Source organism: Paenibacillus tyrphae, assembly GCF_024158745.1.
Taxonomy (GTDB): domain Bacteria; phylum Bacillota; class Bacilli; order Paenibacillales; family NBRC-103111; genus Paenibacillus_G; species Paenibacillus_G tyrfis_A.
In genome coordinates this window covers 58,051-72,455 of sequence record NZ_JAMZAW010000023.1, presented here as the reverse complement: position 1 = coordinate 72,455, position 14,405 = coordinate 58,051, and the positions used below count along the sequence as shown (strand labels likewise).

The 14,405-nt window shown below is 58.3% G+C and carries 14 protein-coding genes and 1 riboswitch; of the genes, 2 read left to right on the top strand and 12 right to left on the bottom strand.

The features are described from left to right. Positions 1-5: 5 nt before the first annotated feature. Positions 6-647 carry a hypothetical protein gene (locus tag NI000_RS28310; protein ID WP_253414709.1) on the top strand — a complete coding sequence of 214 codons (642 nt, stop codon included), beginning with the start codon at positions 6-8 and terminating at the stop codon, positions 645-647. An 83-nt stretch (positions 648-730) separates the two neighbouring features. Here NI000_RS28310 and NI000_RS28305 read toward each other — a convergent pair whose 3' ends face one another. The 10 genes from NI000_RS28305 to cobJ all read right to left on the bottom strand — a co-directional run bounded on the left by NI000_RS28305 (position 731) and on the right by cobJ (position 11,639). Next, the gene (locus NI000_RS28305; protein ID WP_253414708.1) at positions 731-2,116 is read right to left on the bottom strand and encodes a cobyrinate a,c-diamide synthase; all 1,386 of its coding nucleotides are present in this window, start codon (positions 2,114-2,116) and stop codon (positions 731-733) included. Positions 2,117-2,194: 78 nt separating this feature from the next. Continuing rightward, positions 2,195-3,418 (bottom strand): cobalt-precorrin 5A hydrolase, encoded by a 1,224-nt coding sequence (locus NI000_RS28300; RefSeq protein WP_375541013.1) that lies wholly within the window; start codon positions 3,416-3,418, stop codon positions 2,195-2,197. Next, a complete protein-coding gene (cobM, locus tag NI000_RS28295) occupies positions 3,418-4,194 on the bottom strand; it encodes a precorrin-4 C(11)-methyltransferase (RefSeq protein WP_253414707.1) in 777 nt (258 codons plus the stop codon). Before cobM ends, NI000_RS28300 begins: the two co-directional genes overlap by 1 nt. Then, positions 4,195-4,905 carry a precorrin-2 C(20)-methyltransferase gene (gene cobI, locus NI000_RS28290; protein WP_108534435.1) on the bottom strand — a complete coding sequence of 237 codons (711 nt, stop codon included), beginning with the start codon at positions 4,903-4,905 and terminating at the stop codon, positions 4,195-4,197. After that, positions 4,898-6,148: a precorrin-6y C5,15-methyltransferase (decarboxylating) subunit CbiE gene (gene cbiE / locus NI000_RS28285; protein ID WP_253414706.1), complete on the bottom strand. Its 1,251-nt coding sequence runs from the start codon at positions 6,146-6,148 to the stop codon at positions 4,898-4,900. The genes cobI and cbiE overlap by 8 nt, the downstream gene beginning before the upstream one ends. 87 nt (positions 6,149-6,235) lie before the next feature. Further along, entirely contained in the window at positions 6,236-7,372 is a 1,137-nt protein-coding gene (locus NI000_RS28280; RefSeq protein ID WP_253414705.1) for a cobalt-precorrin-5B (C(1))-methyltransferase, read from the bottom strand. Between the two features lie 4 nt (positions 7,373-7,376). Next, on the bottom strand, positions 7,377-8,027 hold the full coding sequence (locus NI000_RS28275; RefSeq protein WP_025853116.1) for a precorrin-8X methylmutase: 651 nt from the start codon (positions 8,025-8,027) through the stop codon (positions 7,377-7,379). Continuing rightward, positions 8,027-8,806, bottom strand: a complete 780-nt coding sequence (cobK, locus tag NI000_RS28270; RefSeq protein WP_253414704.1) for a precorrin-6A reductase — start codon at positions 8,804-8,806, stop codon at positions 8,027-8,029. The genes NI000_RS28275 and cobK overlap by 1 nt, the downstream gene beginning before the upstream one ends. Continuing rightward, positions 8,803-9,831, bottom strand: a complete 1,029-nt coding sequence (locus tag NI000_RS28265) for a sirohydrochlorin chelatase (protein WP_253414703.1) — start codon at positions 9,829-9,831, stop codon at positions 8,803-8,805. The genes cobK and NI000_RS28265 overlap by 4 nt, the downstream gene beginning before the upstream one ends. Positions 9,832-9,899: 68 nt before the next feature. Further along, positions 9,900-11,639 carry a precorrin-3B C(17)-methyltransferase gene (cobJ, locus tag NI000_RS28260; RefSeq protein ID WP_253414702.1) on the bottom strand — a complete coding sequence of 580 codons (1,740 nt, stop codon included), beginning with the start codon at positions 11,637-11,639 and terminating at the stop codon, positions 9,900-9,902. Between the two features lie 350 nt (positions 11,640-11,989). Continuing rightward, positions 11,990-12,195, bottom strand: a riboswitch (cobalamin riboswitch). A 407-nt stretch (positions 12,196-12,602) separates the two neighbouring features. Between cobJ and NI000_RS28255 the strand changes: the two genes are divergently transcribed. Beyond that, positions 12,603-12,875 (top strand): hypothetical protein, encoded by a 273-nt coding sequence (locus NI000_RS28255; RefSeq protein WP_253414701.1) that lies wholly within the window; start codon positions 12,603-12,605, stop codon positions 12,873-12,875. Positions 12,876-13,104: 229 nt separating this feature from the next. Here the strand turns inward: NI000_RS28255 and NI000_RS28250 are convergent, their stop codons facing one another. Continuing rightward, positions 13,105-13,773 (bottom strand): glycoside hydrolase family 73 protein, encoded by a 669-nt coding sequence (locus tag NI000_RS28250; RefSeq protein WP_253414700.1) that lies wholly within the window; start codon positions 13,771-13,773, stop codon positions 13,105-13,107. After that, the gene (locus NI000_RS28245; protein WP_253414699.1) at positions 13,770-14,171 is read right to left on the bottom strand and encodes a phage holin family protein; all 402 of its coding nucleotides are present in this window, start codon (positions 14,169-14,171) and stop codon (positions 13,770-13,772) included. The genes NI000_RS28250 and NI000_RS28245 overlap by 4 nt, the downstream gene beginning before the upstream one ends. Positions 14,172-14,405: the final 234 nt, after the last annotated feature.

The following is a 14,405-nucleotide window of genomic DNA, read 5'->3' as shown; positions in this document are numbered from 1 at the left end:
ATTTCGTGCTTATTCAGACGGTTGTTTTGGGGCTGACGCTGCTTCTCGCCCCCGTCGCCTCCTCCCTGCAACCCGGTTCTTATTCAAAGACCCTATCCCATGTCGAGCCGGATGTAGAGGGTACCGGAACGTTAGCGCCGGGTGAGGCACAGAAGGTCATTGCCAACCAAGCGGAAACCGTCCTTACAGCACTCAAGCATCAAGATATGAACCGGCTCCAGCAGTACATCCATCCGGAAAAAGGCATCCGGTTCTCCCCGTATGCGACGGTCGATGTAAATCACGACTTGATTTTTAAAGCCGGACAGCTTCCGGCGCTCCCTCAAGACAAAACCGTGTATACTTGGGGGACCTATGACGGCAGCGGCGCTCCGATCCAGCTGACGTTCCAAGATTATTACAAACGTTTCGTGTACGACCGGGATTATGTGCAGCCGGAAAAAATCGGATATAACGAGATCGTGAGGCAGGGCAACTCGGTTATAAACCTTCGCGAGGCGTATCCGCATTCGATCTTTATCGAGTACCATTTCAGCCGCGATGCAGACCAGAACGAAATGGGCTGGAGCAGTCTGAGGCTCGTTTTCCAAAAGCACGCTGATACTTGGTATTTGGCCGGTATCGTTCATGACCAATGGACGATTTAGCCATTTTGACGACGCCATATACGCCAAAAAGGGCCAATCGACGCGTCGTGCGACCGACCGCCGGTTAGCCCTCTTTTCACATTCTATTGGCCGTACGCTTCGCAGCATTCCAGCCAGCGCGCCACGATGCCGGGGTTCGAAGCAAAATGCAAGTGCGTGTAGCCGGCTACCGTCCGATGGAGCAGGCAGCCGTCCTTTTTCGCGCCGCGCAGTCCCTTTGTCTCATAAGCGTGAGGCAGCTCCGACTGCGGCTCGTAAACCGAGTAATGGAATTCGTGCCCGCGGGCCGTCTCCCCTGCAGGCAGCAGAAAGTTGCCTTCCGCTCCCGTGACCTCCCGCAATCCTAGCGCAGCCAGCTTCGTCTGCATCGTCACTTGCCCCGGGACGAGGCCCAGCATCGGATAGCTTCGCCCCTGCGTATCTCCGATCGCTCCGGTCAAATACATAAAGCCGCCGCATTCGGCCAGCGTCGGAAGCCCGCGCTCCACGGCGCTGCGGATCGAGTCCGTGACCTGCGTCTGGGCGCTTAGCCGCTCGGCAAACTCCTCGGGGAATCCGCCGCCGATATACAAGCCCTGCACGTCTTCCGGCAGCGGCTCCCCGGCCAGCGGCGAGAAGTAGACGAGCTCCGCCCCGTACAGTTCCAGCAGCTCCAAATTTTCCGGGTAATAAAAATGAAATGCGGCGTCCCGGGCGACCGCCATCCTTACACGGTAACGGTGGGACGGCTCGGCGAACAAGCGCGGCTGAGGGACGGCCGAAGGCTCGGACGCTTGCGCCAGCTCCAGCAGACGGTCCATATCGACCGTCTGATCGATCCGGTCGGCCAGCGCTTCGAACAAGCCGCCAAGCTCCCCGCGCTCGATGGACGGCACCAGCCCCAGATGCCGTTCGGGAACGGAAAGCGAATCCTCCCGCTTCATGTACCCGATAACGGGAATGCCGCATTCCTGCTCGATCGCTTCCTTCACGATCCGGTAATGTCCGTCGCTGCCGACCTTGTTGGCGAATACGGCGGCGATGCGGGCGCGCGGCTCCAGGCACTGGAAGCCTTTGACGATGGCCGCGGCGCTGCGGGCCATGCTCTGGCAGTTCACGACAAGCAGGACGGGGCAATCGAGCAGCAGGCTGATTTCCGCCGTGCTTCCCGTATTGGACAACGGATCTTTGCCGTCGTAAAATCCCATCACGCCTTCGATGATCGAAATGTCCGCATCCCGGGAAGCCCGGGCGTAAATTTCCTTCACCGTGTCCGGGGTCAGCATCCAGCTGTCCAAATTGCGGGACGGTCTGCCCGTCACCGCCTTATGATACGTCGGATCGATATAGTCCGGGCCGCATTTGAAGCCCTGCACCGTCATTCCCCGGCGGCGGAGCGCCGACATGAGTCCGAGGGTAACGGTCGTTTTGCCGGCTCCGCTTCCCGTTCCGGCCACGACGAGGCTTCGGTGCGCTCTAGATTCGCTCATGAGATTCATCGACTCCTTTCCGCTGCAAAGCTGAAATTTCCGTTTTTATGCTTCCGCACAGCAGCCACGTGCGCGTGGCTACTTCCCAAACGCCAGAAGACCGACGGAAATCGTTACGTTGCCGCTTTTCTTTTTGATCAGTGCTAGCCGCTCCGCGCCGGTGTACCGTTTGGCCGCGGGCTCGCTGACTCCGTAAGCGCCGGTGAACTTGAACACCGTGTCCGACGGCTCTTCCATCGGCATCTCGTTCAATTCGCCCGGCGTATAGCATTCAAGGGGCCATCCGTATTTGGCGCAGACAGCAAGCAGCCCTTCCTCGTCCTTCTTCAGATCGATCGTGCAGACCGCCTTGACGCTGCGGATCGAGAAGCGCAGCTCTTCGAGCGTCTCGCGGATCACCGCTTCGATCTCCTCCGCAGACGTGCCGCGGTTGCAGCCGATGCCCAGCGCGATCACCTTCGGCCGGTACAGCACGCCGTTGGAGAGAATCACTTCCTCGTCGGCCTCAAGCTGCCGGTGCGTGACCACCAGCGCCGCCTGCGGCTCGTACGCCAGCGCGCTCCGCACGTCGCCGTACACGCGGATCGTCTGCGGCAGCGGCGTGTCGTACAGCCACCAGTCCGGCTCGCCGGACTCCTGGACGACGGCGACGCGCTCTTCGTTGACGACGGACGCGCTGACCGGCGTCAGCTTGTCGGCTGACTCCCATGTCCAGCCGAAGCGGCGGCCGAACAGGTCGACGGCGATCGTCTTCTGCACGTCCGACGCGGTCGTCAGCACAGGTCTGGCGCCCAGCGCCGCCGCCACCTCGCGCGTCAGCTCGTTGGCTCCACCCAGATGGCCCGACAGCACGCTGATGACATGCTCCCCTTTGTCGTCGATGACGACGATGCCGGGGTCTTTCTTTTTATCCTCCAGCAGCGGCGCGATCATCCGAACCACCGCGCCGAGCGAGATGATGCAAATGATGCCCTTATACGCCGGGAACAACGCGGGAAAAAGCAGCCGCACGCTGCCCTCGAACAATTGGATGCCTTTTGCCGCCTCGTCGCCTCGCGCGAATTTGGACATGTAATATACGTCCGCATGGGAGAACGTGCTCTGCAAACGCCGTGCCAGCTCCACGCCGTGCTTCGTAATGGCGACGACGGCGTAGTCTCCGTTCAAGCGGACGGCAGGGATCACGCCTTCCTGCAGAACAATGGGCTGAGCCCCGTCCACCGCGGCTCCGGGCGCGTCGCCCACCGCTCCAGCCGACGCCACCATACCGTTCCGCTCGCCGTCTCCGCCCTTCGCGCTCATCATTCCTTCACTCCTTTGCGGTAACCGTGAGTGAACGCCTTATCGTACAGCTTGGAGCGGTATTCGTCTTTCTCGTGGATATTCGGGTCAAGCGCCCACCCGGCCAAAATCATCGCATGCGAGCGAATGCCGTTCGTCCGCATATCCTCGTCCAGCTTCTCCAGCGTCGTGCGGACGATCAGTTGATCCGGCCACGTCGCCCGCTGTACGACCGCTACCGGCGTATCGAGGCTCCATCCGGCTTCGGTCAGCTCGCGCACGACTTTTTTGGTCAGCGTCGCGCTGAGGAACAGCGCGATCGTACAGTGGTGCGACGCCAGCTCTTTCAGCTGCTCGCGGTCCGGCACCGGGGTGCGTCCCTCGGCCCGCGTCAAAATCAGCGTCTGCGTCAGATCCGGGATCGTCAGCTCCGCGCCGACCGCGGCTGCGGACGCAAACACCGAGCTGACGCCCGGAATGATTTCGCAGGAGATGCCTTCTTTGGCGAGCAGCGCCTTTTGCTCCATAATTGCTCCGAACACAGCCGGATCGCCGGTATGCACCCGGGCGACGAGCTTGCCCGCTTTGACCCGGTCGGTCATGACCGCGACCATTTCCTCCAGGCTCATGCCCGCGCTTTGCAGCACCTCCGCCCCCGGCTTCGCCCGGGCAATCAGCTCCTCATTGACAAGAGAATCCGTGTACAATACGACGTCCGCTTCCTGCAGAATGCGGAGCCCTTTGACGGTGATCAAATCCGGGTCGCCGGGACCTGCTCCGATAATATAAATTTTCATCTATTTTCTCACCACCATCAGCGTCAAATATTCCAGCTCCCGTCCGGCCAGCTCCTCAATGTTGCGCCAGATCAGCTCCTCCGCAGAGGTTACCTTGGTCAAGACGGCTGCCTTGTCGACCAGCCCCAGATCGCGCAGCACGGTCAGCATCAGGTCGATGACCTTCGCTACCTTGATGAACACGACGCAGTCGTGCGTTTCAATCGCCCGGCGCATCGCATCGTAATCGTCGGTCGCCGGCACGACGGCCACCTGCTCGTCTCCATCCGCCAGCGGCAGGCCTAGCCTCGACGCAGCAGCAAGTACGGAAGAGATCCCAGGTATGGATACGGCTTCCACCTCGGGATGGCGCTCCTTCATGAGCCGCATCAGGTGAATGTATGTGCTGTATAGCATCGGATCGCCTTCCGTGACGAACGCGACATTTTTTCCTTGGCTGAGATAGCCCCATACCGTGTCGACCGTCTTGTTCCACTGCTTCTCCAGCGCTTCGCGGTCCTTCGTCATCGGGAAGGTCAGGCCGACCATTTCCTTCTCCCGGGTATCGACGTACAGTTCCGTAATCGCCAAAGCGTAGCTCTTGGCCCCGGATTTTTTGCGGGGGTAGGCGATCACCGGCGACTCCTTCAGCAGGCGGAACGCCTTCACCGTAATCAGCTCGGGGTCCCCCGGCCCCACGCCCAATCCGTACAACGTGCCCAGTTTACTCATCCGTTCCGTCCTCTCCTTTATCCGTCCGCTTCCGCGCTGCAATGATGTATACCGGATTCAAGCTTTCAAACCGCGTCATGTCCAAAATCGGCTTGCTGCGGCTCACCTGGGTCAGCGTAATGTCCGTTACGAACCCTTCCGCGGCAAAAGCTTGCGCCGCGGCGGACAAATTCTCGATCGTCACCGCGTTCAGCACGATCCGCCCTTCCGGCTTCAGCCGGGCACAGCACACGGCCAACAGCTCGCGCAGCTCGCCGCCGCTGCCGCCGATAAAGACCGCATCAGGATCGGGAAACTGCTCCAGACCTTGGGGCGCTTTGCCGTGTACGGCGGTAATGTCCGTACGGAATTTGCGGGAGTTCTCGTGAAAATTATCCAGGTCGCCCTCGTTCTTCTCGATGGCGTAGACCGCGCCTTCGCGGCAGATTTTCGCCGCTTCGATCGCGACCGAGCCTGTGCAGGTGCCGATATCCCAAACGACGCTGTCCCGCTTCAACTGCAGGGCCGCCAAGCTGAGCACACGGACTTCCTTTTTCGTGATGAGTCCTTTGTCCGGCTTCCGCTGCGCAAACTCTCCATCCTCGATGCCGAGCGCCCAGCGCGGCGGTTCGGCGTCTTTGCGCATCCGCAGCACGACGACATTGAGCGGCGAAAAGTGCGTCTGCACCGTATCCGCCAGTTCCTGCAGTCCGTACCAGCCCGTCCGCTCGGCAGGTCCTCCGAGGTTCTCGCCGACGAATACTTCGTATTCGGTCATGCCGTAATTCAGCAAATAGCGGGCAATTGCCCCCGGCGTATTGTGCTCGTCCGTGAGCAGCGCCACCTTCTTCGCACCGTCGATCCGCTGCGCCAAGCCTTGCATGCTGCGTCCGTGTGCGCTGACGACTACGGCGTCCTGCCAGCTCTCGCCGATCCGCGCAAAAGCAAGCTGCAGCGAGCTTACTTGCGGGTAAACCTCCACCCGCCCGGGCAGCTTGCCGGCCAAATAGCCTCCGATCCCGTAAAACAACGGATCGCCCGAGGCCAGCACCACCGCGTTCCGGGTTTCCGACCTCAGGCGCTCCGTCAGCTCGGACAGCCCGCTTTTGAGCACGACCTTTTCAGCGGCGGTGTCGGCAAAAAACTGCAGCTGCCGCTCCCCGCCAATCAATAGCTCGGTTTGCCGAATCCGGTCGAGATATGCCTGCGGCAAACCCGCCGCTCCGTCGTCGCCAATCCCGATCACTGCGATTTTTTCTTCCATGCGTGTACCCCTTTCCTTCTCGCCCGCCTGCCTGCCGGAGTCCGAGTCCGGTCAATCGTAGTCCTCTATGCAAGCGCAAGCAGACCGTTAAACCTCGTTCGTCATGCTTTTGCGCCCCAACAGCGCCCCCTTCATCGAAATGATCACCGTTTCGACCTCTAGCGGCGTTTGCAACTTCGCTTCAGGTCCAAGCGCACCCGCTTCACGCAGCGATTCCCGGCAGCAGTGGCTGGACATCACGTCGAAAAATGCGGTACAGCCCAGCGCCTGCATCTGATCGCCGACCTGCGCTGCCGTATTCGCTTCCAAAATTTCCTTGACGGCCGCCTCCGGCGCTCCCGCTTCCTCCGCCATACACGCCAGAAATCCGAAATCGACCGAGGCACTCTTCGAATGAACCATCATCACGCCCTGCGCCACTTTGGAAAATTTACCCATCATGCCAACGAGCGTTATTTTGCTGATACCCTGCCGCGCGCATTGCTGAATCGCAAAGCCGACGAAATCGCCCATCTCGACAAACGCTTCCTCCGGCAGCTCCGGATACAGCTCCATGCCGAACTTCTCGCTGCGCCCGCCGGTCGACAGCACCACGTGGCTGCAGCCGCCCTTGACCGCCACGCGGATCGCCTGCGCGACGCTCGCTTTGTAAGCGGCTGTCGAGAACGGCACCACAATGCCCCGCGTCCCCAAAATCGAGATGCCGCCGAGGATGCCAAGCCGCGCGTTGAGCGTCTTCTTCGCAATCTCCTCGCCATCCGGCACGGAGACGACCACGCGCACGCCGCGATGCAGCTCATAGCGGTTCAGCACCGCTTCGACAGCTTCGCGGATCATTTTCCGCGGCACCGGATTGATCGCCGCCTGTCCGACCTCGATCGGCAGCCCTGGCTTCGTCACCCGGCCGACCCCGACGCCGCCGTCGATCTCGATCCCCGGCGCTTCGCGCCAGAACACCTCGCTGATGATCCGCGCGCCGTGCGTGGCGTCCGGGTCGTCTCCGCCGTCTTTGATCACCTCGGCGGACGCCCAATCGGACGCATAAGCGCAGGCGACAATTTCAAACGTCACGTCCTGCCCGATCGGTAGGCGAATGGTCGCTTGCGTCTGGGACTCCTGCATAATCAGCGCCTCGAGTGCCGCTTGAGCCGCCGCCGTCGCGCAGGCGCCCGTCGTATAGCCATGCCGGAGCGGCTTCGTTTCCTTTTCCCCGCCGTCCGCCATCGCGTTATCCCTGCCGTTCGGCGAGCAGCGACAGCGCGTTGACGGTCGCCACCGCGACCGGGCTGCCGCCCTTCCGCCCGATATTCGTAATAAACGGCACGTCCAGCTTCAGCAGCTCTTCCTTGGACTCGGCCGCCGATACGAAGCCGACCGGAACGCCGACGATCAGTCCCGGGCGCGCCTCCCCTTCCTTGACGAGACGGATCAGCTCCAGCAGCGCCGTCGGCGCATTGCCGATCGCATAAATCGCGCCGTCCGCTTCCCGCGCCGCTTTCCGTATGGAAATGATCGCCCGGGTCGTGTTTAGCCGTTTCGCTTCCTCCATCACATCCGCATCCGAAATGTATACCCGCACGTCGCCGCCGTACTTAGCCAGCCGCGGCTTGCTGATGCCGACCTGCACCATCTGCACGTCCGCCACCACCGGCTTGCCGCTGCGGATCGCTTCGATTCCGGCGCGGATCGCATCCGGATGGAACACCAGGCTGCGCCCAAGCTCAAAATCCGCCGACGCGTGAATGACGCGCTGCACGACCTTGAACTGCTCTTCCGTGTAGTTGTGCTCGCCAAGCTCCTCCGTGATCATTTCGAAGCTTTTTTCTTCAATTTCCTGCGGTTGAACGGTAAGCGGTTTAAATTCCGTGCGAAAATCCATTAATCGCGCACCTCCTGAAATAATGCGTTTAACGCGTTCGTGACGCCTTCAAAATCCGAATACACTTCGCCGTACTCCAACTGCGGCCGTCCGATAACAATCGTATCGATATCCATTTCGAGCGCCGCCGACAGCTTTTCCTCCACCGCGCCGACCTTGCCGCTTTCCTTCGTGACGATGACGTTGACGCCGTAATGCTTGTACAGCGCCTGGTTCAGCTCTTTGGAAAAAGGCCCCTGCATCGCGATAATGTTCTTCTGCTCCAGGCCGAGCTGCTCGCATTTCTCCATATTGTCCTTGCGCGGCAGCATGCGCGCCACCAGTGTCGTGTCCGGCAGCCCGATCAGCTTCTCGGCAAAGATTTGCAGCGTCTTGCTTCCCGTCGTCAGCATGACGACCCCGCGCTTCTGCGCCGCCAGCTCAGCCGCTTCTTCGTAATCGTCGACGAAAAACAGCCGCGGGTGCCCATCGTACGATCCGCGCTCGCGCTCGTAGCGGATATAAGGCACCCCTGCCTGCTCGGCCGCCGCCATCGCGTTGCGGGAGGCTTCCTCCGCAAACGGATGGCTCGCATCGACCACCGCTTGGGCGCCGCGGCTGCGGATCAAATCGGCCAAGCCGTGTGCGTCAAGCCGACCCATGCGCACCTCGAGCCCCGCTTCTTCGAGGCTCTTGGCCGCGCTCTCGGTCACGACGGTGGCGACGAGCGGATAGCCCTCCGCGCGGATAAGCAGCGCCAGCTCCCGGGCGTCGCTCGTCCCGGCCAGCACAACGATCATGACAGCACCTCTTTCGACGCAGCCGCCTCTGACGGCCCCGCGGGCTTCGCGCCGCCGCTTTCCGGATGGTGGTGGTCGTGATCATGAGAGTGATCATGAGAGTGCGCATGATGGTGATCGTGGTCGTGATGATGATCATGGTCGTGATCGTGTTCATGGTGGTGATGATGGTGATGGTGATGATCGTGCCCATGCTCGTGGTCGTGATGGTGATGATGGTCCAGATGTTTCATCGCTTCAAGACGGTACTGGCACATATCGCAGTTCATCCGCGCTTCGCCTTGTAGCGCTTCTTGGGCCCGCTCCAGCAGAATTGTTTGCAGCGTCGGGTGGAACCCGAAATATTCCGCCAGTATAAACGATTGATCTGGATACTTCTCCGCAAAAGCTTCCGTCATTTGCTCCATCCGCTTGATCAGCACGCCGGTGAACAAAAAGTAAGGCAGCAGGACGACCCGCTTCGCCCCAAGCCGGATACAGCGCTCGATTCCTTCGTCCACCAGCGGCGCCGTAACGCCGATAAACGCCGTCTCTACCCATTTTACCTTAAGCCGCTCCCAGAGCAGCCGTGTAATTTTGTACAAATCGCTGTTAGCATCCGCGTCGCTGCTGCCGCGTCCGATGACCAGAAGCGCCGTATCGTCCGCCCCGGCCAAGCCGTCCACACCCGCTTCCGTCAGCCTGGAGATCAAAATATCCAGCGCCAGCTCGTGCACCCCGATCGGACGGCCGTACATAAACTGCACCGCCGGGTATCTCAGTCTCGCTTCATCGATGGCTGCCGGAATATGCAGCTTGGCATGGCCCGCAGCAAACAGCGTAATCGGCACCACCGCGATGCGCGTTGCTCCCTTCGCTACGCATGTCGCGATGCCTTTCGAAATGGACGGCGCCTCGAATTCCAAGAAGCACGTCTCCACGATCGGCTCCCCCAGCCGACCTTCCACCGAACGGACAAACTCCCGGATCTCCTCGTTCCCTTCCGGGTCCCGGCTGCCGTGGCCAACAAACAATACTGCGTTCATGCGCTTCCTCCTCATTTTCATTGTTGCTTATTGCTTTTAAGCAGTTGCTTCAAAAGAGTGCGTAAGCTTTAATCCCCGCACACCGCATTCTCGATCTGGAACGCCGGCACTTCCTGGTACCGGTAGCCTTCCAGCTCCTTAACGCGTTTATAAAATTTATGAAACCGTTCGTTCGGATGCCCGTCCGCTGCATAACGTGCTACAATGCGCTCGATCGTTTCGACCAGACGCTCCGGCTCGATTCCTTCGGCGACCGGCTGCGCGACATGGGCGTTGCGTCCGACCGTTTTGCCCCCCAGGAACAAATCGAATTTCTCCCGCCGATACACAATTCCAATATCTTCCTTAACCGCGCCGTAGCAGGCCATGCCGCATCCGTTGAAGCCGATTTTGAGCTCCTTCGGTACGCGCATCCCCCCCAGTCGACGATGCAGTTCTTCGGCGTACGGCACCGAATCGGCCTTATCCATATTGCAAAAATCGCAAGCCTTGATCTGCGCGACATCGCCGACCGGAGCGAGCAGCAGTCCGGCAGCCCGGAGCCTTCCGGCTACGCTTTCCGGCTCCGACGTCGCAATGCGCACGAGCATCTGATGATGCGGCGTATACTCCATGGTCCCATGCTCGCCGACGACTTCCGCAAGCAGCATGAGCTGCTGCGCCGTCAGCTTTTTCTCCGCAAGCCCCGGGCTTACGGCAAACTCCAGGATTTGCTCCTGCTTAAACAGGTAGCCGTTCCGCTCGCCTTGAGCCGCCTCGGGAACGCCCCGGTGCGCATCGACAAGCCGCAGCGCTTCCAGCGCAAGAGCCAACGACGATTCGCCTTCCGTTCTGGCTCCGTAAGCCGGTCCGCCCAGCGGATCGAGCATCGAATCGACGACGTATGGGCCTTTCACGGACTCGCTCGGTCCGTCTGAACGCGCTTCAGCCGCCCACGCTTTATTTTCCTCACCCATGCTCTTGGACGCTTCCACTTCCTGCGCGTCCAGCGACCAAGGCTCCGCTTCCGTCCGCAGCCTTTCGTGCGGCCGGAGCGGCTGCACGTCGGCGTCCAGCGTATACTTGCGCTGGTATCCCCGCGGCGTGATTATCAGTCCATCGTAGACGACCGTTGTAGAGTTGCCGATGATGACCGTCGTCAGCATGCCGATGTCATGCTCGAGCATTTTCCCCAGCGTTGTTACCACCACATCCTGCCGCTCGCGGTAAGCGCTCTTTACGATGCCGACCGGCGTATCCGGCGACCGGTACTGCAGCAGCACCCGCTGCGTCTCGACGATCTGCCGCGTGCGTCTGCCGCTGCGCGGATTGTACAGCGCAATCACGAAATCGGCGGAAGCCGCCGCTTCCACCCGGCGAATGATGATCTCCCACGGCGTCAAATGGTCGCTCAAGCTGATCGTGCATGCGTCGTGCATGACCGGCGCGCCCAGCAGTGAAGCCACAGAGTTGATCGCCGAGATGCCAGGAATAACCTCCACTTCGACGCCATCCTCGCGCCGCCATCCTTTTTCCATCAGCACTTCGTAAATGAGCCCGGCCATCCCGTACACGCCTGCATCGCCGCTCGAAATGACCGCCACCGTTTTTCCCGCTTCGGCTTGACGCACCGCTTCCTGCGCCCGGCTGACCTCTTCCGTCATCCCGGTGCGGACCACCTGCTGCTCGTTTAAAAGCCCCCGGATCAGATCCACATACGTGTTATAGCCAATCACGACGTCGCTTTCCTGGAGTGCTTCCCTTGCCCGTTTCGTAATATGATCGAAGCTGCCCGGGCCAAACCCGATGACTGACAATTTTCCCTTCATCATTGCCGCCTCCTGTTAAGTATGCTTCCTCATGGAGTACAAGGCTTCCGAGGCCTGTAACTGACGTACTCCTGCCGGCTGTCCATGCGATAAACCTATTCATCAATCTGACGACTCATGCCGATTTCTTTTTCCAGAAACTGAGAGAGCAACAAAAAAAGCATCTCCCTTGTCGGAAGATGCTTGTGCGAGCTTAGGTTGCTGAGACGAGTGCAGCCAGCATTGACTTATGCGACAAGCGCCGCTGTGACGCGATCGCCAGCCTTGCTGCCTGTCCTGTACCGCTCCCGTACACCTCCCTATCCGCGTAGGTTTTGTGGTGACTTCGTTGCCGGCCGTCGACGAAAATAACAGCCGCAACAGAGCGGGCAGGTCTCCTGACTTGCGTCTCATCGCTTTTTCCGCAGCCTTCCCATCGACTTGGCAACAGTGGCGTACGCGATACGGAAAAAACTCCTCGCTTACAGTGGCGGGACCGTGCCGGACTTTCACCGGCTTCCCTTTTAAGCCGATTCCGCCTTCAACGGACATCGGCACCTGCTCTATATGATATGAAATTAGTAGAAAACTTTTGCTAGGAAACAGTGTAATGATAGCATGTTTCTCACTCACGTGTCTACCTTGCAGTTGCGTTGGGGAAGCGGCTTCGTCGTTGTTCTGCCATTGGATAGAAGCAATGTAAAAGCATGTATGTGAGTGCTGTAGGGGACTCTTGGAGGGGGGCTCGTGGGGAGACGTGAGTGAGCATTTGCGATTCGGACTTGGACTTATTGTGCGGTCTGGATGAACGCAGTGACGGTAAACTTTCAGGAAATCGTCTAAGCAAAAGTTACCAAACCGTTCGTTTTGTTTTCATCCACAGTTCGACCTCCTTATTTTACAGTTTTCGCCAAACCCTTCTTGAAGTTCGCATCCTGTTCGTATTATAGTTATATCATCTCTTCTCCAAAAGGACGTGCTCCCATGGATGAAAATAAACTTGACTTGATTCTCTCCCAAATCGGCGGTCTTCGCTCAGGGGTTGGTAGCTTACGCTCGGAAATGAACGATATGAAGTTTGAAGTAGCAGACATGAAATCCGAGATCCAAAGCATGCGCTCCGAGTTCACTGAAAAGTTCCAGAAAGTAGACGACGAATTCCGCAAGGTTCATACCCGCTTCGATCACAATGAACGCATGATCGGTCAATTGATTCATATGGTTGGCGAACAGAACAAAGCAAATAAAGAGATTTGAACGGAACAAAATACCCTCGAGCATAGCGTTGACATTCTTAATCGCCGACAGCTTCGTATGGAAGCCGATATTGAAGCGTTAAAGAAAAAGTAGTTGTTTTGTCATAAATAACCAAGGTACCTCTAAGCCGTTTTTCCGGTTTGAGGTACCTTTTACCATAGTAAAACAAAAAAATCCCTACCGGCCGAAGCCGGTAGGGATATGTTCCGTCAATTTATTATGCATCCGATTATTGCAAAACCTGCCCGGACGCTTTTCGAAGCTCATTTGCAAGCCAATGAATATAATCCGCTTGTTCTTGATGAGCTGAGGCTGTGCTCATGTCTCCTTGTTGTTCCGCCTCGCAGCGTTTTGCCTCCGACTCCTTCCAAGCCGGACTCATCCATGTATCGATAATTGTATTGGCCACTCCCGCATCCAGCATCACTTCTGCCGCCTCCTTATCGTACAGTTCAAGCGAATAGCCCGCGATCAAACGGTTTAACTTTTTAGAGTAATCCGGATCGGTGGCATAGCCGCAAACGCGCAGCATCTCCGCCTGCTCCTGCGGCGACTGGGCGCTTTGTACACGATCGTACCGACTCCATTGAAAAAGCAAATCTTGATCCCGGAAGCAATCCTCAAGGCAGTCGTAGGCACGCCAATGGGCTTGTACACCATCTATCCGGATGCCGTCGTATACTTCCCACGTCTTGGTGCTTACCGATTTTCCTTTCCAAAACTCATTGGGCCGGCCGCTGCCGACTTTATAACCGACGAGATTGTTCCACTCATGGATTTTGCCGCCGGTTTCCAGCAAAGCCTGAGCGATCCGAACCGAAGGGAAGATCGGAGAACCTTCCCTTTTCAGTTCCACAGCGACAGGTGCAACCGTAGCGATAAATTGCTCCCTTGTCAATGGCGCTCCTCCTTCCCTTTGATCGCTGAAATGACATTGCTCAATGGCCCGAGAGGTACCCCGAGCTTGCCACCATTTTCGACGATACTTAGAAACTCAATGACGCTGTACGCAATAACGACGCCGTCACCAATTACGCCGTTTGAGTTCAGGACCGACAGTTCGATCATATACACGCAACCGACAAGAATGATGGTATAGGTTTTTCGAAGCAAGCCGTTCGTTCCGGTGCGGCTGCTGAGCTCTTTTCTGACGTATCCCGCCATGAGCCCCGTTGCATAATCTAACAACATTAGTCCCAGCAAGATGGTAAAAGCCAATCCAAGACCGCCGACGACCCATGAGATGAAGGCCCCGACGACGCCGAAGCCTGTTTTGTATACCGTTGATTTATCCATTGTAAATCCCCTCACTACCCGGATATTGGGCACAAAAATAGCTCCACAAGCGCGGAGCTTAACCAACACCAGTAATTTCGTATAGATTGAAACGAATTATTAAATTATCAGCAACAGAAATGATGTCTGGGTGAATTGCACGCATATACGCATACATTTAAATTGAGCTCGCCATATGCCAGATCAAATGTTAATGTGTATGTTCGCGGGTTAGCGGTGTCGTACCAAATTCGA